This is a genomic window from Kothea flammea (assembly GCF_052161645.1).
Taxonomy (GTDB): domain Bacteria; phylum Planctomycetota; class Planctomycetia; order Pirellulales; family Pirellulaceae; genus Laterigemmans.
In genome coordinates this window covers 1,039,809-1,062,546 of the sequence record NZ_CP197414.1, presented here as the reverse complement: position 1 = coordinate 1,062,546, position 22,738 = coordinate 1,039,809, and the positions used below count along the sequence as shown (strand labels likewise).

The following is a 22,738-nucleotide window of genomic DNA, read 5'->3' as shown; positions in this document are numbered from 1 at the left end:
CCGTACGCAGGGGGGGGCGATCCGGCAACGGCGTTACAACCGTTTTCTCTATCTTAATTGGAAGACCGCCCTCAAGACTATCCCAACCGGCGAACTCAGCCGAAACTCAGCCCTTCGACAGTATCTGCGTGTACAGTTCACGAATACGTTCGGTCATTGTTTGGTGACGAAACAGCTCGGTAAATTCCTGCTGCCCCGCCCTGCCCTGGGCGGTCCGCAACGCCGCGTCGGCGGTCAAACGGGCGATCCGCTCTGCCAACGCGTCGATATCCCCGGGAGCCACCAGAAATCCGGTGCGACCATCGAGCACCACTTCGCGGGCGCCGTCGATGTCGTAACTGATCGCCGGATGTCCACTGATTAAGGCTTGCGGCAAGGCCCGCGCCAGCCCCTCGCGATAACTGGTATGGACGAGCGCATCGGCGGCGGACAAATATTTGGGAATCTCTCGCGGATCAACCAGCCCGGCGAAATGAAATCGCTGCTCCAACCCCAACCGCTGGACCTCGGCGACTAATTGGGGCCGCAAAATTCCGTCGCCGACCAACAGGAAACGTGCTCGCCGGTCTTCCCCCAACGCCAACTGGGCGGCGCGAATCAAGTCCGCGTGACCTTTGAGATGAAACAAGCGGGCGATTTTGATGAAGACCACGTCGTCCTCGGCAAAGCCCAATTGGTCGCGAATCTGTTGGCGATATTGGTTTGCCGCCAGCAACGGTTCGACATCCATGCCGCTGAAGATTTTCACGAATTGTTCGCGGGGAGCCACGCCGCCGGTGACCATCAAATCGGTCATCGCTTCGGCGACGCTGATCAAGCGGTGACAGCGTTTGGCGGCGTGACGTTCGCAAGTTCGGTAAAAGGCCCGCACCGCGGCCGACTGGAAAGGATGAAACGGCGCGCCATGCACAGTGTGCACGATTGCGGGCACAGCTAATCGCCAAGCCGCTTCCCGCCCCAGGATGCCAGCCTTTGCGCTGTGCGTGTGAACGACATCAGGCCGAAACTCTTTCAGAACTTGGGTGATCTCGCGGAAGGCTCGCCAGTCGCGGAGCGGATGCAGCGACCGTCGCAGGGAATCGAGTTTTCGGACCGGCAACTCCCCTCCCCTGCCCTGGCTGAGCAAATCGCCTTCCGGCCCCAAGGCGGGTCCGGTGATCAGCAAGACTTCGTCACCATGTTGGCGAATCAAATCGAGACAGTTGAACAGGGTGTTCTCCTGCGCTCCGCCGATGATCATGCGGGTGATGAGATGAGCGACACGCATGGGCGCAGACCGGGTGGATAAGCGGAGTAAAAAATAGCCACCCCATTCAATGCTGCGTAACCAGCGTCGAGGCACGAGCGGCTATTCGATTTCGAGTTGTAGATTCTAAGCGAACGAATTTAATCGTACTGCACGTGCATCAGGAAGAGACCTTGGGGCGGCGCGGTGGGGCCAGCCAAGTCACGGTTTTTGGCATCACGCACCTCGGCAATCCACTCTGGCGGCGCTTGCCCGCGCCCGACGTGCAACAACGAACCGACGATGTTTCGCACCATGTTGTAGAGGAAGCCGTTGGCCTCGACCTCGATCGCCAATCCTTGGCAGCCTCCCCTGCCCTGCTCTTGCTGGATGACCAAATCGCGGACGGTGCGAACCGTAGTCTTGCGTTCGCTGCCGGCCGCTTGGAAAGCAGCAAAGTCATGGGTACCGAGCAGGTGCTGGGCTGCGGCTCGCATCGCCGCGACATCAACCGGAGCGAAGAAGTAATAGCGGTAACGAAACTCGAACGGATCTTGAATCCCGCCGATCTGCAGTTGATAACGATAACGTTTGCCGCGGGCATCACGAATTGCGTGAAAGTCGCCCGGCATTTGTTGGCTGCTGAGCACACGGATATCGGCGGGCAGTTTGCTATTGAGCGCCAGCGCCAGTTTCTCAGCCGGACCTGTCCAAGCGGCGGTTTCCAAACTGGCCACTTGCCCCAAGGCGTGGACCCCCGAGTCGGTCCGCCCGCTGCCAGTGATGGAAACGCGTTCTTTGACGACGCGGGCCATCGCTTGTTGCAACATGCCCTGCACCGTTGGTTGGCCCAACTGGACCTGCCAACCGCAGTAATCGGTGCCGTCATAAGCGACGACCAGTTTATAGAATTTGACCTCGGACAAAGCGTCTAAACCGCCGCCGCGTTACGCGCTAATAATTCGGCAATCTGCACCGCGTTGGTCGCGGCGCCTTTACGCAGGTTGTCGCTGACGCACCAGAAAGCCAAACCGTTGGGACCGCTGATGTCGGCGCGAATCCGCCCCACGAAAACATCATCGCGACCTTCGCAATCAACTGGCATCGGATAGCGGCCGTAGGCGAGATCATCGACTAACGTGACCCCTGGCGCGGCGGCAAACAACTCGCGGGCTTGCTCCACCGTTAACGGCCGTTCGGTTTCGACCAAGATCGATTCACTGTGCCCGAGCGCGACCGGCACTCGCACGCAAGTCGGACAGACTTGCAACGTATCATCTCCGAGGATCTTGCGAGTCTCGTAGACCATCTTCATTTCTTCGGAGGTATAACCCAGATGCTTGTCAGAGCCAATCTGCGGGATGAGATTAAAAGCGATGTTGTGCTGGAACATTTGCGGTGCGAAAGCATTTCCCGCCGACAGTTCGGCCGTGGTCGCCGCACGCAGTTCTTCGGTACCGGCCAACCCCGCTCCGCTGGTCGCTTGATAGGTGCTGACCACGATCCGCCGCACTCGGGCGGCTTGGTGTAGCGGCGCGAGTGCGACGACCATTTGCGTGGTGCTGCAGTTAGGGCTGCTGATGATACCGCGATGTTGGTCGAGGGCTGCTGGGTTTACTTCGGGCACCACCAGCGGCACCTCCGGATTCATGCGAAAGTAGCCACTCTCGTCGACCACCACGGCACCTCGGGCAACTGCCCAGGGGACGCACTCGGCTGCCACTTCATCGGGCGTACTGGCGATGACCAAATCGACACCTGCGAAAGCTTCCGGACAAAGTTCTTCCACCAAGATTTCTTCGTCAGCCACTCGGATTCGCGTGCCCGCAGATCGGGCGGATGCCAATAATTTCAATCGCTTGTATGGGAACTGGCGTTGCACCAGTTGTTCGAGCACGATGCGTCCGACAGCGCCCGTCGCCCCGACCAGGGCCAAAGTTTCATACACGTTGATCAATCCTCGATCTTTTTAATCGCGGCAGGTAAATCACGATCGACCAACCCTAAGGCGCCACGTCCACCAATTAGACGCGTTTCCACATCCATCTTTACATCTTCGGTGTTCATGTCCCAATAGTTGCCGATCATTTCTTCGGAAATTGGTTTGTAACCGCGGAACAGGCGGAAGCCAACGCCACGTGACGGGTCGCTGGTAAACCACCAGGGGCTTTTGGGATAGTTCGGATCTTCTTCTTTCCATTCGTCTTCATTGGTTGCCAAGCGGACAGCGCTTCGCAGTTGCTCGGGATCCATTTCCCAACTGCCACCGCGGACCACGGTGGGGAACGCATCTTCGGGCCACTGCACCGCTTCGGCGACGGTTAACACGCGATCTTGTGGCAAACTTGCATAGCCATCTTCGCTGTAACGATCGACAGTCAGCTCGGCCACTCCGCCATGCATGTCATAGAGACCAAAGGGATTCGGTTTCTTTTGAGCTCCCGGCGATTGTCCTTCGTCAGAATTGTCAAAGTACCAAGCGTAGTCATCCACTTCCTCGGGATCATCACCCCAAGAATAGGGAGTGATGGTACCGCCGCGACAAGCGTACTCCCACTCGGCTTCGGTCGGTAAACGGTATTGGCTGCCCGTCACGCGGCTGAGCCACTTGGTGTATTGTCGCGCCGCAAACTGCGTCATCGTGACGGCCGGTTGGTCGTCGTCATCACCATATTCGAAGGTAAAGCTTGGTTCGTAGAGCTCCGTTGGCGCGGTGATGGCATCGGCACGGTTGTCATCGGTGACCCGCCGCATGCCCCTGGCCTCGAATGACTTAAATGCTCGATAGAGGCTCATGAATTGGCGATACTCGGCCCAGCTGACCTCTTCCTTGGCAACCCACATCGGCTCCACTTTGATGCGCACTTGGGGGCCTTCGTCGTCATTGCGATCAGCCTCCTCATCGGGACTGCCGAGCAGAAACTCGCCGCCCGGAATGGGAATCATCTCAAAGGTCACATCGGTTCCCGGAATCCGCTCCTCGTAAGGAACCATCCAACCCTCGGCAACCTGGATTGCCGGACCGTCGGTCGGTTTTTCCAGGCTGATCCCAGCGGGCAGTTTCGCCGCGGTTGCATCAGACGCTTCGTCGGCCGCCAATGGCGTGCCACAGAGCAGGACGAGCAGGCACAGCAACATCGCAGTGGTGAGGCAGTTTTTCATAAATCAAAAAGTCAGCTTACGGAGGGGGTCGGGAAGTAACGGCCAAGCTGACGCACGTGCGCAACCAGCAAAACCTAAATTTCCATCATCCCCATCGTAATCACCGCAGCCTCGATCGGGTAGAGCTAGAACCCGTAACGCTTCGGCCTGGCACCAATTTCGACATCCAAAGATTGAACCGTGCCGTCGCGGACGACATCAATCACCGCGCGTTCACCGGCTGGCCAATTGCCAACCATCCGCATCAGCGCCCCCATGTCGGCAACTTCTTCGCCGTCAAAGCGGACGATAATGTCCCCCGCGGTGAGACCAGCGAGCGCGGCTGGGGAGTCGACTTCGGCCAAATGGCTGACCATCGCTCCGCGAATTCGCAGATTCCCACTCGGCACCATCGCATCGGGAACCTCGGCTAGCTGAACTCCTAACCAGCCCCGCTCAAAATGCCCGGTGGCTCGCAGGCGATCGTAAACGCGATGCGCCACGTTGCTGGGAACCGAAAAACTGACGCCACGATAAGTGTCTCCCAAAATGGCAGTGTTGATGCCAATCAAACGCCCTCGGCTATCGACCAACGGTCCGCCGCTATTCCCCGGATTGACCGCCACGTCGCTTTGCATGAAGTCCTGGTATTTCGTTCCCCAAGCCTTCGCGGCCCGATTCTTGCCGCTGAGAATCCCAAAGGTAATTGTGCGATCGAGCCCAAAGGGGCTGCCGACCGCCCAGACCGGCGTCCCCACCTCGGCTTGATCACTGTCGCCCCATTCCACCGGCATCAGCCCTTTGGCTTTGATCTTCAACAGCGCCACATCGGTTGCCGGATCGCTGCCGACGATCTCCGCTTTCAGCCGCCGACCATCGCTTAAGCCGACTCCGATGTTGCTACCATCAGCGATCACGTGATGATTTGTCAGCACATATCCGATTTGGCCATCGGTCTCCACGATCACACCACTCCCCTGGTCGCTGATCATCGCCTGGGGACCACCTTGCCGCAGGGCGTTGATCACTTGCTCGCTGGCTGTCGCTTCCCGTTCCACTTCGATATGCACGACACTTGGCCCGACCCGCTGGGTCACCATCTGATAGGCAGTCGCCAGGCGATCAAGTCCAATCGTCTGCAGACCCTCATCGCTCGATTGGTACTCCGCCCGCAACTCGCCGCGGCGCCAGGCGTACCGTGATTCCTCGACAATGCTGGGGACTAAGAAACGGGCGACCGCCAAGGTGACCGCCAACAATCCGAGGGTGACCATCGCCTGAGTGAATGGCGAAGCGGGCTGAGCAGTTCGCCGATTAATCGCCGCCGTTTTATCCGTGGCTGTTTTGTCGGTGACTGTTGTCTTAGCGGTGCCCCCTGCCCTGCCCCGCGTTGCCTCCGGGGCCTTATCGTCACGACCCGGGGGCGGAGCAACCGCGAGCGAGCTAAATCCAAATGGTTGTTCGTCAAATGGTTGTTCGACGAACTGCTCTTCGTTAACGGGCTCTTCGTTAACGGGCTCTTCGTCCAGCTGTTCTTCGTCAAGCGGCAATTGGTCGGACTGTTGCCGTGGGTTCAGGTGCATTTCTTGAGGGACGGGCCGCTTGGCCGCTGCATCGAGCCGCACGAGATCGAGCGAATGCGAGGTGAATTCGTTGTTCTTGTGAGCATCGAACATCTGAGCAATCTCACCGAGAAGAGTTCGTGGCGGTCCACGTGAGCCGAAGCGAGAGGCTTGGTGCCCGCCTGCGGAACCCGCAGCCTACCTTCGCGCTCCCCCAGTCTACCGGAATATTGAGCGGTTTCCCAGCAATTTTCTCTGCAGGAATCCCACTTCTTGCCCCCGCCTACCCTCGATCAATTCGCCATTTCGCGGCTATCTTGGCAAGCGAACGATAAATTTTGCCGTATAATTCGCATTTACCCTTCGATCATCATCACCACCATGTCCCAAATACTTCGCGAAACCCTGCTGACGGAACTGGCCCAGATCGAGCTGATCGATCCCCACACGCATATCAATCCGCACAGCCCGGCGTCGACCAATTTGGCTGATATCTTGGGCTACCACTATTACACCGAGCTGACCCACTCGGCTGGCATTCCTCGCGAGCTGATCGAAGATCCGGCACTCAGTCCACGCCAGCGGGTGGAGCTGTTGATCGCCAGCCTGGACACGATTCAGAACACGGTGCAGGCCAGCTGGCTGGTCAACATTTGTCAGCGTTTTTTCTCACTCGAAGACGACACGCTCCACCTGGGCAACTGGGAAGCGGTCTATCAAGCAGCGGAAAACCGTTGCGCGGCGGCCGACTGGGCTGACAGCGTGTTGGAAGAGAGCAACGTGCGCGCCGTCTTCCTCACCAACGACTTTGACGATCCGCTCAGCGGCTTTGACACGGACCGCTACATTCCCTGCTTACGAACCGACGATCTCGTTTTCCACTTGGGCAAACATGAAATCCGCCAACGGTTAAGTGCGGCGGCCGGGGTTGAGATCAGCGACTTGGCTTCGCTGCGAACCGCCCTGGAGCAACGTTTCGAGCACTTCGTCAGCCACGGGGCGAAAGCTTGCGCGATCTCCTTGCCTCCCGATTTTGTCCCAGCGGCGGTCAGCGACGGCCGCGCGGCGACCGCCCTCGATGCCGTCTTAACCGGCGACGGCTCCGCCGATGCCTCACACACCCGAGCACTCGCCCAACGTGTTTTTTGGACCCTGGCTGAACTCTGCGACGCCCATCAATTACCGTTCGACTTGATGATCGGTGTCAACCGCGGAGTCTACCCGGCAGGCGTGTATCAAGGCCAAGATTTATATGATAGCCGCGTCTCCCTGATTCAATATAAGGATCTGTTTAACACCTTTCCCAAAGTCACTTTCCCAATCTCAGTACTGGCCAGCGTGACCAATCAAGAATTAGTCAGTTACGCATGGATTTTCCCCAACGTCGTCACCAATGGTCACTGGTGGTATAGCAACACACCCTCCTACATCGAACGTGATGCCGCCGCGCGGCTGGAAGCCGTCCCGCAGACCAAACAAATTGGTTATTACAGTGACGCTTATAAACTGGAATTCGTGGCACCAAAATTTGGCATGTATCGCCAGTGCCTTGCAAATGTCCTAGCGGAAACTTTCGTGATCGGCCGCGGCTGGAGTGAACAACGAGCCCTGGCACTTGGCCATCGCGTGCTCCGCGGTAACGTCGAAAGCGTGTTTAAAGTGACGGGGAATTGAGTGAGTGGTGGGTAGCATGCCGCCGCGGAAAATCGTTTGACCCGCAGGCGTTTCGTTTGCACCGTCACCAAAGTAGGAGTACGAATTACAGGCTGGAAGCCTATTCCACTCTTATTTTACGGGCTGGAAGCCTATTCCACTCCCATTTGGACTATTTCAAAATCTTGCCGGGAAATGCTCGCCAGCGGCCGGGGAATTGCTTACGATTAGGGCGATTGCGAGTCTTTTTCGGACTTAGGTACTTGTTCAAGTCAATACAAAAAGGTTGATAAGAAATGCGTAATTTGCTTCGCACGGTGGTCGCCGCCTGCATGCTGTCCCCCGCGGCATACGCTCAAGAGGAAGCGGGAAATCCTCCGGCAGACCAAAAAGTCTCGATCCAGCAGCAGATCATGGAAATGATCCGCTCCGGCGACTTGGAGGCGGCCGCCAAGGCGGTGCAAGCGGTTGATGACGAGCAGACGGCGATGATGCTGCGCCAGCAAATGGTCAGCGGATTCTTGCGAAAAGGTGACTACGCCGGCGCCTACGGGCTGTCAGCCGAACTGGCCGAGGATATTTTCGCGAAAGATCTCTCGGAAGGCGGGTCGGCGGCGCTGGCCAGCAACCTGAGCATGATGTCGATGCTGGCACCCCGCGTCGGCAAAGCCGACGAAGCGATGGCCATGATTAATAAGTCACTGGAAAAGTTTGCTGGCGATGACGGTGATGAAGAAGCTTACATGGCTGTAGCCTCCGTCAAAGTGCGTTTGCTGCAATCAACCCGGCAAAGCGATGAAGCCAACACCCTGGCCAGCGAACTGCTGGAAAAAACTCGGGCCAAACATGTCGCCGGTGATACCGCCTCGACTCGCAGCCTGATCGAAGCCCTCACCTTGGCGTCCACCGCGGCAACCAATTCGGAGGCAGCCGCTAGCCTATCCAAAGAAGCTTTGACCCTCGCCGAAGCGATGGTGACTGCCGACCCGCAAGACGTGAACGCCATTTCCCGGTACGCCTCGCTGGCCATCAATCGTGTCAGCAGCTTGGCTCGCTCCGATGCCAAACAAGCAGAAGAGGCACTGACCGAATTGCGTGATAAATTCGCCGCAATTTCCGCCGATTCCGACGCCGGCGCTAAGATCTTAGAACGCTACAACCAATCGCTGAAAAGCATCGAAGGCACGATCGAAGCAGAACGCAAACTGGCCACGCTGGTTGGTTCCGAAGCTCCCGAGCTCGATGCCGAATATTGGGTCAACGGCAATGGCATGACCGCCGAAGACCTCAAAGGTAAAGTCGTGCTGCTCGATTTCTGGGCCGTCTGGTGTGGTCCCTGCATCGCCACTTTCCCGCACCTCCGCGAATGGCAAGAAGAATTCGGCGAGCAAGGTTTCCAAGTCGTGGGAGTCACTCGCAAGTACAACTACAGCTGGGATGAAGAGGCGGGTCGAGCGAGCCGTGCGGATGGCGAAAACAGCGACGCTGAAGAGAGCGCCATGTTGGAAAAATTCCTCGCCCACCACGAACTGAAGCACCCCACGATCGTGACGCCGCAAGACAGCACGATGCAGCAAGATTACGCCGTGCGGGGCATTCCTCACGCCGTGCTGATCGATCGTGAAGGCAAAATCCAGATGATCAAAGTCGGCTCGGGCGACGCCAACGCCAAAGCGCTGCACGACAAGATCGTCGAGCTGTTGGGGAACTGAGCCGAGCATGACTATGTTAGGATCCGCTGGGTGGTTATTGTGTGAGCATGGAAATCTCACATGAACTTGCCGAGCGGATCCTACAACTGGTCCACTCGCCCGAATATCGCCCCGTCAAACCACGCCAGATCGCGGTCCAACTACAAGTACCTCCGGATGATTTCCGCGAGGTACGTCGGACCATAAAATGGCTGGTTTTACAGGGGCAATTGCTCTACGCGGGCAACCACTTAGTCCTCAGCCCCGAACAGGCCAGCGGCGAACCAGACAGGATTCGCGGCAATTTCCGCCTCGCCGCCGGCGGCTTCGGCTTTGTCCGCCCCAACACGGGGCACACCGCGGCCGAGTCGCCGGAGGATATTTTCATCCCTCCCGGTGCGACCGCAGGGGCGCTGAACAACGATTTAGTCGAAATCCGACTTCGCGATGGCAACTCGTCGCGTTCCGGTTCTGAAGGCGTGGTCATCAAAATCCTGGAGCGAGCCCGCCGGCAATTCACAGGGACCTTCCAGGCTCGCAGCGGGGGCGGCGGCGTTGCCTATTTGGACGGCATCCCCTATGAACAACCCGTCTCGCTCGGAGACGTGCGAGGTTTGCCCGTGACCAACGAAGACAAAGTGTTTGTCGAGTTGGTCGAATTTCCCGACGCCAGCGGTCAGGGGGGCGAAGGCGTCATCCTGGAAGTGCTGGGGAGCAGCAAAAACCCAGCGATCGATACGCTCACCGTAATGCGGCAGTATGGACTGCCCGACGCTTTTCCCGAAGCGGTGATCGACAACGCGCGGCAGCAAGCCGACCAGTTTGATGACACCAATTGGCAAGGTCGCCGCGACTTGACCGAGCAATTGACATTGACGATCGACCCCCATGACGCTCGCGATTTCGACGACGCCATCTCGCTGCGACACCAAGAGGGGCGCTGGACGCTGTGGGTCCACATCGCCGACGTCACCAGCTTTGTCCCCCCCGGCAGTGCGCTGGACAACGAAGCGCGCAACCGAGCCACCAGCGTCTATCTGCCCGACCGGGTGATCCCGATGCTGCCGGAGATCATCAGCAATCACTTGGCCAGCCTGCAGCCGCAGCAAGTCCGCTTCGCCAAAACGGTCGAACTGGAAATGCTCGACGACGGCACGGTAACCTCCACCGAGGTTTATAACAGCGTGATCCGTTCCGACATGCGATTGAGTTACGAACAAGTCGATCGCTTTCTGGAAAATCGCGAAGCGCACGTGGAAAAGTGGGGCGAACCGATCTGCCAATTGCTGGGCTGGATGCACCAGTTGGCGATGACCCTCCGCAAGGCGCGGCTGGAGCGTGGTTCGCTGACGATGGATTTCCCAGAGATCAAGCTCAACCTCGACAAGCTGGGGAAAGTTAAAGGAGCGTATTTGGTTGAGAACACCGAAAGCCACCAGCTGATTGAAGAATTTATGCTGGCCGCCAACCAAGCGGTGGCGACTTGGCTGAACGACCTGGAGCTGAAATTTCTCCGCCGCATCCATCCGCCACCCGACCGCCGCAAGCTGCGACAACTTAGCCGCTTTGTCAGCGATTTGGGTATCAAAGTCGATAACATTGAAAGCCGTTTTGAAATTCAAGCGGTGCTCGATTCGGTGGCCGGCAAACCGCTGGAGTCGGCCGTTAATTTTGCCGTCCTCAAAGCGATGAACAAGGCGGTTTACGCACCCCAAGATGATGGCCATTATGCGCTCGACATGCGGCATTATTGTCATTTCACCAGCCCCATTCGCCGCTATCCCGACCTTACTGTCCACCGCTTGGTGCAGAGGATTATCGACAAAGCCAGCACCCCGGACGAACCGCTGGCGGCCCTCGTGCAACTGGGACACCACTGCAGCGACCAAGAGCGTAACGCCGAACAAGCCGAACGCGAGTTGGTTCAACTCAAGTTGCTGCACCATCTCAAAAAGCACATCGGTGAAACCATGGACGCGGTGATCAGCCGCGTCTTTCCCGAGGGGTTTAACGCCCGCTGCGTAAAACTGCCCGTCGATGGCTTTGTCGACATAACCACGCTGCCCAAAGACAAGTATCAATTCGAACAACGGGGCCAGATGATCGTCGGCTTCCGAGCGGGCAACCAATTCCGGCTCGGCGACCTGCTGACCGTCCGCATCGCCAAAGTCGACATGCGGGAACGTCAGCTGTTTTTGGAAGTGATTAAAAATCATGCTATCCGCGATGAACCGGCCTCCAAAGCACCGGCGGCGAAAAAGAAGAAGTCAAAAAAATCATGCACTCCAAAACATAAACAACGCCGCAAAAAACGCTGACGCGAGATTCAGCTCCCGCTCGCCTAACTTCCATTTTCACACCTTGAGAAACAACGATGAAACTCGCGACGAAAAAACTCGCCCCAGCTTTGTCGCTCTTCGGCTTGGCCTGCTGGCTGTGCTTTTCAATCGCAGCGGTTGGACGCCAAACAGCAGCAGCCGAAGACCCTGTGACAACCGAAGAGCAAGCAACAAGCCAGCAAGCGGCAAGCTCGGTTCTGGCCGCGGGAGCCGAACTGCAGTTACTCAGCGACCAGTTCAAATTTACGGAAGGTCCCACGACCGATGCGGCCGGTAACGTTTACTTTACCGACCAGCCAAACGATGCAATCCACATCTGGACGACGGAAGGCAAGCTGCAAACATTCCTGCAACCTGCTGGACGCTCCAACGGCTTATACTTTGATGCCGATGGATTACTGTGGGCTTGTGCTGATGAAAAGAACCAACTGTGGTCAATCGATGCGGCGGGGCAGCATCGCGTGTGGGTGGATGCTTTTGAAAGCAAGTTGCTTAACGGGCCCAACGATCTTTGGATTCATCCTGCAGGAGCCATTTACTTCACCGATCCGTTTTATAAACGACCTTACTGGGCTCCCAGTCGCGGTCCGTCGGCCCAGCCGAGCGAAGCCGTTTATCGACTCAGTGCGGCTCGTGACAAAGTTGTTAAGGTGGCTGACGACTTCCGGCGTCCCAACGGCATCATCGGCGACGCCGCAGGCAAGCTGTTGTACGTAGCCGACATCGGTGCTGGAAAGACTTACCGATTTACCATTGCCGACGACGGCAACCTGACCGAGCGGACCCTTTTCTGCTCCGCCGGCAGCGATGGAATGACGATTGATAACTTGGGCAACGTGTACCTGACCGGCGGTGCGGGGGTAACGGTCTACGATCCAACGGGCGAGCAGTTGGAAGTGATTGCCGTTCCCCAACGCTGGACCGCCAATGTGACCTTCGGTGGACCCGATCGCGACACCCTGTTCATCACCGCGGGAACCAGCCTATATTCGATAAAAACACGTGTGAAAGGGCTCTAACGCCCGAGCGTTTCCCCGCGTAGAATAGCCCCCCCGCAACAGGCTTATGGTGAGTCCTGCGATTCCTCAGAACCTATCCGGAAACCCAAAAGAACCGCGGCTATCGCCAAAGCGGCTAATGGTTTTCGGATAGATTTTTAAGCCTGTTCTCTTTCAGCCATCTCAGACCTCAGCCATTTCAGACCCCATGTTAAATCGCGTCAGTCGTCATATCACGCAACCCAAGAGTCAAGGTGCATCCCAGGCCATGTTGTATGGCACCGGCATGACGCCCGAGGATATGAACAAGGGGCAAGTCGGCATTGGCAGCATGTGGTACGAGGGCAACACCTGCAATATGCACTTGCTGAACCTCGCCAAAGAAGTCAAACGTGGCGTGCATGAGGCTGGCTTGGTGGGCATGCGATTCAACACCATTGGGGTCTCCGATGGAATTTCGATGGGCACGCCGGGGATGAGTTTTTCGTTGCAGAGCCGCGATTTAATCGCCGACTCGATCGAGACCATCATGGGTGCCCAGTGGTATGACGCCCTGATCGCGCTGCCTGGTTGTGACAAAAACATGCCTGGTTGTTTGATCGCGATGGGACGTTTGAACCGCCCTGCCCTGATGGTCTACGGAGGTACGATTCGAGCAGGCCACGTGGGCGAAAAGAAACTCGATATCGTCAGCGCTTTCCAGTGCTACGGCCAATACTTGTCGGGGGAAATCAGCGACGAAGAACGCGAGGAAATCGTCCGTAACAGCATCCCCGGAGCGGGCGCTTGCGGTGGTATGTACACCGCCAACACGATGGCGACCGCGATCGAAGCACTGGGGATGGCGCTACCCTACTCGGCCAGCATCCCGGCTGAGTCGCCGGAAAAAATCGAAGAATGCCGACGAGCGGGTGCGGCGATTCGCCACTTGCTCGAGCTCGATCTCAAGCCGCGAGACATCATGACCCGGGAAGCGTTCGAGAACGCGATGGTGGTCGTGATTGCCCTCGGCGGCAGCACCAATGCTGTCCTGCACTTGTTGGCCATGGCCCGCAGCGTCGACATCCCCCTGACCCTCGATGACTTCCAAAAAGTGTCCGATCGCGTTCCCTTTTTGGCTGACCTCAAGCCCAGCGGTCACTTTGTGCAGGAGGACCTGCACTCGGTGGGAGGCACTCCGGCGGTAATGAAGTATCTCTTGGCCGAAGGACTGATGACGGGGGACTGCATGACTGTCACCGGCCGCACGCTTGCGGAGAATCTGGCCGAGTTGCCGGGGCTAAAGACGGGACAGACGATCGTTCGCCCCGTGCAGAATCCCATCAAGGAATCCGGACACATTCGCATCCTCCGCGGTTCTTTGGCCCCGGAAGGGGCGGTCGCCAAAATCACCGGCAAAGAAGGACTCCGCTTTTCCGGACCGGCCAAAGTTTACGACTGCGAAGAGGAAATGCTGGCGGCTTTGGAAAACAAGGAAATCGTCAAAGGCGACGTGGTGGTGATTCGTTACGAAGGCCCCAAAGGTGGCCCCGGCATGCCCGAAATGCTGACGCCAACGAGCGCCATCATGGGGGCTGGGCTCGGTGCCGACGTGGCACTCCTCACCGACGGACGCTTTTCCGGAGGTTCCCATGGGTTTATCGTTGGCCACATTACCCCCGAAGCTCAAGAAGGGGGTCCACTGGGGCTGGTCTGTGATGGCGACACGATCACCATCGACGCCGAAACCAACTCGCTCGACCTCGAGGTTGACGAGACCGAACTGCTCCGCAGGCAGTTAAAATGGGTAGCTCCGCCCCTGAAAGCAACTCGCGGCACGCTGTACAAATATATCAAAAACGTCAAAAGTGCCAGCGAAGGCTGTGTTACCGACGAATGATCCTGCCCAGCTGTCGGCTTAGAAAAGCGATTGGTCTAAGTCGTTTGCCAGCGAGTGGTTGGGGATCGAATCTTGCGACAAGTAATTGTCTCTGCGCCCGGTCAGGCGAATAGTTCGGCCTGAACCTGTGGGCAAAGCCGCGCCCGTGGCCGGCAATTTACCGCTGCGGGGAACCGCCCCGCGGACTTCACGTCAAAAGAACTAACGATCATTTGCGAAACGTTCTCCCGCCTGGGGTTAAATCACTAGGGAGAGCGTTTTGGTGATCAAAATGTCGAAAAAAATGTAAATTACGCCCCCACAAATTGCTGTACACTGGAACAAGTGAAGGGATTTAAAGATCTCGAGGCGAAATGCTGAACCTCGCCGCGATGACTCGCGTCCGATCTTTCTCACCCCCACGACAATCATGCCACCGACCACCTTGTTACCACCGCAGAAAGGCGATGCTTCCGTGGAACCACTCCGCGCCGATGATTTTCGCCGATTAGGGTTGGGGCTGAGCGAAGCCAGAGTCGCCGTGATTCGACGGGCGGCTCGGCAGCGTGCGTCGTCGGTGACCGCTCGCAGCGAGGCAACCACTGCCGACCTCCCCGGCGACGAAACGGTGACCTCCGAAGCGGAGTTGGCTCAGGTTGTCACCAGCGTCTATCGTTTGCTCGATCCACGCCGCCGCCAAGATCTCGTCCAGCGGGTTCAGCTGGTGCGGGCCGAGCCGACGCCGGTGCGAACGTGGTTATGGGGAGACTCCTCGCAAGCCGAGGTTCAAGAAGCGGAGAACCAAGCTGCCAATAATGACCCGGGTGATGACGACTGGATGTTGGCCATGCTGGCCGAATTGCAAACAGACGCCAAGCCCGCGACGGCAGCGAGTTCAACAACTCGCAAGAGCCCTGCCAGTCGGCTTGCCCGAGACCTGCCTCCAGAATTGTTTCGTCGTTCGCTGCGACGGCGGGTGCTCAATTGGGCTGCCAACAATCGGCTCGCGTGGTTCGGCATCCTGACTGCGGGAACGGCGATTCTGACCGGCTTGCTGTTGCTGGTGCTGCTGGTTGCGTTTCGCCAACCCGCCTCGCGTGCCAGCCAGCCAACTACCGCGGATAGCCAGTTTATTGCCAGCAGTAACCGGGTAATCAGTGGTAACCAAACAGCGACTGCCGTCCCACCGGTGTCAGCGGAAACGCCTGCGGGCACGGATGCAACCGGGTCGTTCAATTCGCCCACGGAGCCTCGACCAAGTCAAACTGAAGCACCAACGCTACCAGTCGAAGCGAGGCCAACAAACGACTCCGAAGTCGTCGAGCCCACTGCGCCTAAAGAGCCCACTGCGTCTAACGAGCCCACTGCGTCTAACGAGCCCACTGTGGCTGACGAGCCTAGTATGGCTGACGATCTGGCGGGGCCGGCCACCGCCGACGATTCGCCAAACTGGTTGGTGCCACCGAAGTTATTGGACAACGTACCGAGTCCGCTGAATATAGGCCCGACGACGCCGATGGGCGATTTGCTCGACGACGACCTGGCGCGGGTTGTGAAGCATCCGTTACCTCTGGCCGATGCGCTTGCTCTAGCGCGACAGACTTTGCGGGAATCACTCCTGCGGAACGGCCCGATCACCGCAGGTGGCTTACCGCAGGCGATTGAGTTGTGGCAGCGGACTCAGGCAGCCCGCGGTGGCACGGCGACTCAGGTCGCTCTCGGCTTGGCCACAGCCGAGCAGGCGGCCTTGATCGGCAAGCCAGAGGTTGCTTGGGAAGTCCTTGGCTGGCTGACGGAACGTTATGAAGTGGAACGCATGACGCTGGCTGCTGATCTGTTGATCGATTTGGAAACAAACGCAGTCACGGTTGCCGAACGGGAACGCGCTTGCGGCTGGGCATTGCGACTCTCCGATCAACAATTACTGAGCGAACAATTCACTGCGGCGGCAGCCACCGCCTTGCGAGGTACATCAATCGCCGCAGGTTTAAACGACGAACTACTGCGAAGCCGTTTTCGGCAACGCCGTGACGCGATTACGACGGCAGAGCGTTTGGCGGAAAACGCGCAAGAATCAATGGCGAGGGCTCCTGTGGAGTTAGCCAATCGTCAAGATGCGGCCATGGTCGCCCGTCACCTCTGCTTGAATATGCGTGATTGGGAGCAGGGATTGGCTTGGCTGGCGAAGGCAGGAATCAGTCGGTTAAGTAAATGTGCTCAAGATGAATTAGTTTTTCATAACGCGGGGCAAGTCAGCGGAATATCACAACTGGCAGACAGTTGGCTGGAAGCGGCCGATTCCCAACGTGGTGGGCGAATGCAAGATAGCCTCCTGCTGCACGCTCGGCAGTTGCTCAGCGACGCAGTCCAGCAAAGCAGCGGGTTGGAACGACTTGAAATTGAAAAACAACTTCGCGAGCTCGATCAGAAGTTGCCCAGCGATTTGCTCCCTTGGGATTTAACGGAGGCTCGTAAGTGGTTGCAAGACAACGCTGCCGCAACCGTTAACGATGCAGCTGCAAACGATAACTTCAACAACAATGCTAACAACAATGACGCTGCCGCCCCAGCGATGAACAACGACTCCGCCCCGCTGGCCGATCCCGAGACGCTCGGCGCGTTGGCCCGGCTGGCAGTTGACGGTCAAGCGACCGGAGTGGGCCTGCGATTCTCACCCGCCACTCCCCTGCCCCGCTCCGCGATTGACGAAGCACTGAATTTGCAAGCGATCCAAGGTGTCAGCGTGCAGCTTGAGGCTCACGCTTATTTGGCGATTGCAGCCGCGACTAAAATTAACATAGCCATGCGGGGGCCCGGCAATATCGCTTCGCAACCTGGCAATGCTTCGCAACCTGGCAACGTCTTGGCGAATCGTAACAGCATGAGCTTGACGATCGACGGCACTGCGGTCTCTTGGCTGCCGCCTGAGGCTGCGGGCAACACGGCGGCTGGACAGGTCTGGCAGTCAAGTGTCGAGTTGGGTGTGGGGTTACACCGAATTGTCTGGCAAGTGTCTGGGGAAGATTTCCCAGGTTGCCAGTTAGCCTTTCGTGACGCGCAAAGTGGCCAATTGCTCCCGCTTCGCCACGACGATGAAACCAAAAGGGCCGTCGCGCGGACGCCTATTTCAGTTTGGGCAGAGATTCGTAGCAAGTAGGGAAATTACGACCAGCCACTGGTCGATCTTTCCAAAGCTCTACAATGAAAGGTGGTCGGTTACCAGCGGAAAAATGTTCGCTCCCCTTCGTTACTCGCGTTCCCCCCAGTTCCATGAATCAGCTTGCGCTCGAAAGCATGCCCGCCACCCTGAAATCGCTACGCGAGAGTAACTGGCAATCGAAAACAGTCAAAGCGGAAATTCGAGACAACTTTATTCGCATGCTGGCCGGCGGCGAGGAGCTTTTTCCGGGCATTATCGGCTATGACGACACTGTCATTCCCGAGATCAATTTGGCCCTGCTGGCTGGCCACGACATGCTCTTTTTGGGCGAGAAGGGTCAAGGCAAGAGCCGCATCATGCGAATGCTCACGCGGTTCCTAGATCCCTGGGTTCCTTACATTGACCATCCCGATTTGCCGATACACGAAGATCCAGAAAGCCCGATTACCTCTGCCGGCAAATCGCTGGTTGCCAGGCATGACCCCGAAGACATTCGCATCGGTTGGTGGCACCGCGACGAGCGTTATTCGGAACGGCTTAGCCCAGGGACCAAATTTGCCGATATCATCGGTGAAATCGATCCTGCCAAGCTGACCGGCGGCGTTAGCATGAGCACGGAGGAGGCACTCTCCTTTGGTCTCATCCCACGAATGCATCGCGGCATCTTTGCCATGAACGAATTGCCCGAACTTGATGACTTGGTTCAGGTCGGCTTGTTCAATATCCTCGAGGAGCGTGACGTTCAAATCCGCGGTTTCCCGATCCGTTTTGACGTTGACGTGATGATTCTCTTTTCCGCGAACCCCAGCACTTACAATCGCTCGGGCAAAGTCATTCCACAACTCAAGGACCGCATCGGTTCGATCATTCAAACGCACTACCCGGCTGAGCGAGATCTCGGTATCGACATTTTGCGTCAGGAAACGGCCGAACATTTGACCGGTGACTATCCCGTCACAGTTCCTTATTTCATGTATGAGATTGTCGAGGAAATCACTGTCCAGGCGCGGGCTAGCCGCTACGTTGATCAAGCTTCGGGGGTCTCGGCACGTTTTTCGTTAGCCAACTTCCGCAACTTAGTTGCTTCGGCTCGGCAACGCGGAATTATCCATAACGAGCGTCCTGCCGTTCCCCGGATCAGCGATTTGGGTCACATCTACAGCAGCTCGTTGGGCAAGCTCGAACTGGACATGATGGGCACCCATCAAATGTCGGAACGTCAAGTAATGGACGCTGTCACGGCTGAAGCCATCAAGGTGGTTTTTCAGAAATATGTCGACCAACACGGGTTGGGAGAGATCGCCGAGATCTTCCGCAGTGGCGTGCGAGTCGAAGTGGGTGACTTGCTGGCCAGTCAGGCTTACGCGGAACGCTTGCAAAGCGTGCCGCCGATCTGGGACCGCGCTTTCGAAGTCAACGCCAGTGACAACGAAGCGGTCCGCGCTTCGTGCGTCGAGTTTGTGCTGGCTGGCTTATACAGTTTAGACCGCATTAGTCGCGCCTCGAAGCGCGGTCGTATTGAATATGAAATCTAAATCAGGGGCCTACCGTCCTGGCGGTGTGATCCACTCTTATCAAAAGTATGATCCACGCCAGTTCCCCAGCCCCACCGAGGCGCCCCCTGACTTGGTCAGCCCGGCTTTCGAACATGCCATGATGTATGGTTCGTATCGGGAATTAAGCGAAGAGGAACTGGCTCGCGCGGTGCGGTTGGACCCCAGCCAAATAGCCGGCCTGGGCCCCAGTATCGACATGCTCAAAGCGATGCTGGAAGAACGCAAACGCAAGATTCTGGCCACTTACGAAACCCAAACTGTGGCTCGTAAAGCTAGCAAGTCACTGCATAAAACCGCAAAAAATACGGTAGTTCCCCGTGACTTGAAAGACATCTACCGCAAAGCGATTGATCGCGAACAGCCTTATCTGCTGGAACGCATGTGGTACCGGATCGGTGATGACAATGATCCCTCCGCGCAAGGTTTAATGGCCGTCATGGAGCGGATGGCGGAAAAACATTTGATTGAAGAACTCGCCAGCAACTATGCCTTCACCGGCAATCAATCGATGAGTGTCGCCAAGGCGCTGGAAATCAAGGAAGAGTTGGAGAAGATCGACGAACTGCTGAAGCAACTCGAAGAGGCTGCCAAAAACGCCCAGATCGGCTTGATCGATATGGAGATGCTCAGCGAATTCGCGGAACCGGGCGACATGCAGCAGTTGGAAGAGCTTCGCCAAGCCATTGAGAACTACGTCCGCGAGGAAGCTCAACGTCAAGGGTTGGAACGAGATCCCTCCAAGCAAGGTGGCTTTCGGCTAACTCCGCAAGCGTACAAGATTTTTCAAGGCAAATTGCTGGAACGGATCTTCAGCGACCTTCAACCCTCCCGCAGCGGGCGGCACGAAGGAGATGTGATTGGTGAAGGAGCAGTCGAACTGCAACGCACGAAACCTTATGAATTCGGCGACTCGGTTGCTAACCTCGATTTACCGCAAACAATTATTAACGCCCTGATTCGCCAAGGCCACGATCGACCGTTGCGGCTGCGCGGCGAAGATATGGAGGTCCATCAAACGCGCAACCATCCCAAATGCGCCACGGCGGTGCTGATGGATATGAGCGGATCGATGCGGTATGAAGGGCAATATATCAATGTCAAAAAGATGGCCCTGGCATTGCAAGGTTTGATCCAGTCCGAATACCCCGGAGACTTTCTTCGCTTCTTCGAAATGGCAACTTTTGCCAGACCTAAATCGCCCGGTGAAATCATTGAAATGATGCCCAAACCGGTCACCATCCATGACCCCTGGGTGCAGCTCAAAGTCGACATGAGCAACGACGAGATCAGTGAATACCAAATTCCCCCGCACTTCACCAACATTCAGCACGCGTTGCAACTGGCTCGGCAAAATCTGGTCAATACCGATACTCCCAACCGGCAGATCGTGCTAATCACCGACGGGCTGCCAACTGCTCACTTCGAGGGCTCCGAGCTTTACATGCTCTACCCGCCTCACCACCGGACCGAAGAAGCGACCATGCGGGAGGGCATGCTGTGTGCCCGCGAAGGGATCATGATCAATCTCTTTTTGATCCCCAGTTGGTCGCAAAGTGAGGAAGACATTCGTTTCGCCTATCGACTGGCTGAAAGTACCAAAGGGCGAGTCTTCTTCACCAGCGGCAAGGACTTGGATCGTTACGTGATCTGGGATTATCACCAAAACCGCCGCGACATCGTCGGTTAAAGGTTGCGGGGTCCCGCGATCTTCGCGGTGTCGTTGGCCCGCGAATCACGCCAATCAGCGCGAATAAACAGCCCCTTCCGATCATCAATCACTCTCTGATTTCCATTCGCGTCGATTCGCGTGATCAGCGGGCAAACTCTCACGATCGGAGCGCTCTGTGTGTTTCGCAGGAGTTGTCCGCATGGTTTTTGGATAGGCGTGCATTTGGTCGATCCACAAGCTACCCTTTAATTCCTGGTATAACAGGACTAGTACGGCTGCGATTTCCCTTAACTCATTTGCTGCACACTGTTTCGTCATGATTTTCTCCAAGCGATTTTGGCATTGTTTACCGGTCCTACTGGCTTTCACATTTGTCGGTTGTGGTGGTTCTGCTGAAAGTCCGGATGAAACAGCGGCAACCGCGACGAGTGATGCGACCGATACCGCACCCCGCCAAAGCGAGCTCGACACGGCTGCGCAGCCCCCGACCGACGAACCTGTCCTGCTGGAGCCACAGATCATCGAGCTGAATGCGGACCAGTTGCTGGAGATGCGGTTGCCAGCGACGGAAACGGCCGAAGGTTGGGTGCGGTTGTTTGACGGTTCGACGTTGTACGGCTGGAACATGGCTGGCACCGCAAATTGGACAATCAAGGACCAAGCGTTATCGGTCGACACTGGCGAGGTCAGTCTGCTGTGCACATCGATCCCCTGGTTGGACTTCGAATTCAAAGTGGAATTTCGCGCGGCTGCGGAAACAAACAGCGGCATTTTTTTCCGCAGCCCGCTGATGCCGATGGATCCGGAGATTGATTGTTATGAATTGAATATTGCACCCCCGGACAATGCGTTTCCAACCGGCAGCCTGGTCAAGCGGCAAAAGGTGGAGTCGGAAACTTTGGGGGAATTTGATCCCGCAGTTTGGCACACTTATTTCGTGCGGATCGTCGGTGATCAAGTCACCGTCAAGCTGGACGACAAAGAGCTGTACACCTACACCGATCCGGCTCCGCTGGGTGCTGGCCGCATCGGTCTGCAACACAACAGCGGACGCGTGGAATTTCGCAACGTGGTCGCCCGCCCGCTTGGCATGCGGTCGCTGTTGCCTGACGATCTGCAGCCAGGAGCGGAGGAGATTGCCGGTTGGAAGCGCTACCCGGAGATGGCCGGCAAGTTTGAGATTACGCCAGCCGGAGCACTCCGCGCGGTGGGTGGTAAAAATCAATTAGAGACGGCCGAGCAATTTGCTGACTTTGCTTTATTGGTGGAAGCCAAGACAGCTGGTGAGGGGCAGAACTCGGGCATCTTTTTTCGCTGCATTCCCGGCGAAGAAATGAACGGTTACGAATGCCAAATCAACAACGACATGATCGACGGCAATCCGCTGCTGCCAGCCGACTGCGGCACCGGCGGTATTTTCCGGCGACAAGACGCTCGCCTAATTGCGGCTGACCAGGACGAGTGGTTTCGCCTGTTGTTGGTCGTGCATGGTGCCGAGATGGTCGCTTGGGTAAACGGCATTCAGGTTAGCGAATGGACGGACACTCGGGAGCCCGATCCGAACCCGCGCCGTGGTCAACGTTTGGACGCGGGCACACTCATTCTGCAAGCCCATGATCCGGGGACCGACGTACTTTTCCGCTCCATCAAGGTGCTGCCGTACGAGCGTTAGAGGGTTACCGCGGAAACTATGCCCTAGTAGTAAGGCGAATACGCTAAACTCATCAGGGTTTATTCCGCGGCTATGGGGCAATGTTTGCATTGGATGATCATTATACTGGGCTCTAGGATGTCGGAGCGAGGCACCTTCCGCGATCACCGTGAGGCAACCCCGCTAACGTCCGAGTTCAGAAACCGTGCAAGGTACCTCATTCCACCCCGCGTCT

General features: G+C 57.2%; 14 protein-coding genes. 9 read left to right on the top strand and 5 right to left on the bottom strand.

Going from position 1 to position 22,738, the window contains the following annotated elements; all coding sequences use genetic code 11:
• Positions 1-106: 106 nt before the first annotated feature.
• From SH139x_RS03685 to SH139x_RS03665, 5 genes are all read right to left on the bottom strand, one after another.
• Positions 107-1,267, bottom strand: a complete 1,161-nt coding sequence (locus SH139x_RS03685; RefSeq protein ID WP_488353936.1) for a glycosyltransferase family 4 protein — start codon at positions 1,265-1,267, stop codon at positions 107-109.
• Positions 1,268-1,386: 119 nt separating this feature from the next.
• On the bottom strand, positions 1,387-2,151 hold the full coding sequence (gene truA, locus SH139x_RS03680; protein ID WP_488353935.1) for a tRNA pseudouridine(38-40) synthase TruA: 765 nt from the start codon (positions 2,149-2,151) through the stop codon (positions 1,387-1,389).
• A gap of 5 nt (positions 2,152-2,156) precedes the next feature.
• A complete protein-coding gene (locus tag SH139x_RS03675; RefSeq protein ID WP_488353934.1) occupies positions 2,157-3,173 on the bottom strand; it encodes an aspartate-semialdehyde dehydrogenase in 1,017 nt (338 codons plus the stop codon).
• Between the two features lie 5 nt (positions 3,174-3,178).
• Entirely contained in the window at positions 3,179-4,387 is a 1,209-nt protein-coding gene (locus SH139x_RS03670) for a formylglycine-generating enzyme family protein (RefSeq protein WP_488353933.1), read from the bottom strand.
• Between the two features lie 125 nt (positions 4,388-4,512).
• Positions 4,513-6,042 (bottom strand): S1C family serine protease, encoded by a 1,530-nt coding sequence (locus SH139x_RS03665; protein ID WP_488353932.1) that lies wholly within the window; start codon positions 6,040-6,042, stop codon positions 4,513-4,515.
• A gap of 267 nt (positions 6,043-6,309) precedes the next feature.
• On the opposite strand from SH139x_RS03665, the gene SH139x_RS03660 reads away from it, so the two are divergent.
• The 9 genes from SH139x_RS03660 to SH139x_RS03620 all read left to right on the top strand — a co-directional run bounded on the left by SH139x_RS03660 (position 6,310) and on the right by SH139x_RS03620 (position 22,524).
• Positions 6,310-7,602 (top strand): glucuronate isomerase, encoded by a 1,293-nt coding sequence (locus SH139x_RS03660; RefSeq protein WP_488353931.1) that lies wholly within the window; start codon positions 6,310-6,312, stop codon positions 7,600-7,602.
• 275 nt (positions 7,603-7,877) lie between these two features.
• Positions 7,878-9,293 (top strand): TlpA family protein disulfide reductase, encoded by a 1,416-nt coding sequence (locus tag SH139x_RS03655; RefSeq protein ID WP_488353930.1) that lies wholly within the window; start codon positions 7,878-7,880, stop codon positions 9,291-9,293.
• Between the two features lie 47 nt (positions 9,294-9,340).
• On the top strand, positions 9,341-11,590 hold the full coding sequence (gene rnr / locus SH139x_RS03650; protein ID WP_488353929.1) for a ribonuclease R: 2,250 nt from the start codon (positions 9,341-9,343) through the stop codon (positions 11,588-11,590).
• A gap of 56 nt (positions 11,591-11,646) precedes the next feature.
• A complete protein-coding gene (locus SH139x_RS03645; RefSeq protein WP_488353928.1) occupies positions 11,647-12,630 on the top strand; it encodes an SMP-30/gluconolactonase/LRE family protein in 984 nt (327 codons plus the stop codon).
• Between the two features lie 187 nt (positions 12,631-12,817).
• Positions 12,818-14,488: a dihydroxy-acid dehydratase gene (gene ilvD, locus SH139x_RS03640; RefSeq protein ID WP_488353927.1), complete on the top strand. Its 1,671-nt coding sequence runs from the start codon at positions 12,818-12,820 to the stop codon at positions 14,486-14,488.
• Between the two features lie 409 nt (positions 14,489-14,897).
• Positions 14,898-17,624 carry a hypothetical protein gene (locus SH139x_RS03635; RefSeq protein WP_488353926.1) on the top strand — a complete coding sequence of 909 codons (2,727 nt, stop codon included), beginning with the start codon at positions 14,898-14,900 and terminating at the stop codon, positions 17,622-17,624.
• A gap of 113 nt (positions 17,625-17,737) precedes the next feature.
• Complete coding sequence (locus SH139x_RS03630; protein ID WP_488353925.1) at positions 17,738-19,162, top strand: magnesium chelatase; 1,425 nt, start codon at positions 17,738-17,740, stop codon at positions 19,160-19,162.
• Positions 19,152-20,870 (top strand): vWA domain-containing protein, encoded by a 1,719-nt coding sequence (locus SH139x_RS03625; protein WP_488353924.1) that lies wholly within the window; start codon positions 19,152-19,154, stop codon positions 20,868-20,870. The genes SH139x_RS03630 and SH139x_RS03625 overlap by 11 nt, the downstream gene beginning before the upstream one ends.
• Positions 20,871-21,168: 298 nt before the next feature.
• A complete protein-coding gene (locus SH139x_RS03620; protein ID WP_488353923.1) occupies positions 21,169-22,524 on the top strand; it encodes a 3-keto-disaccharide hydrolase in 1,356 nt (451 codons plus the stop codon).
• The last annotated feature ends 214 nt before the right edge of the window (positions 22,525-22,738 follow it).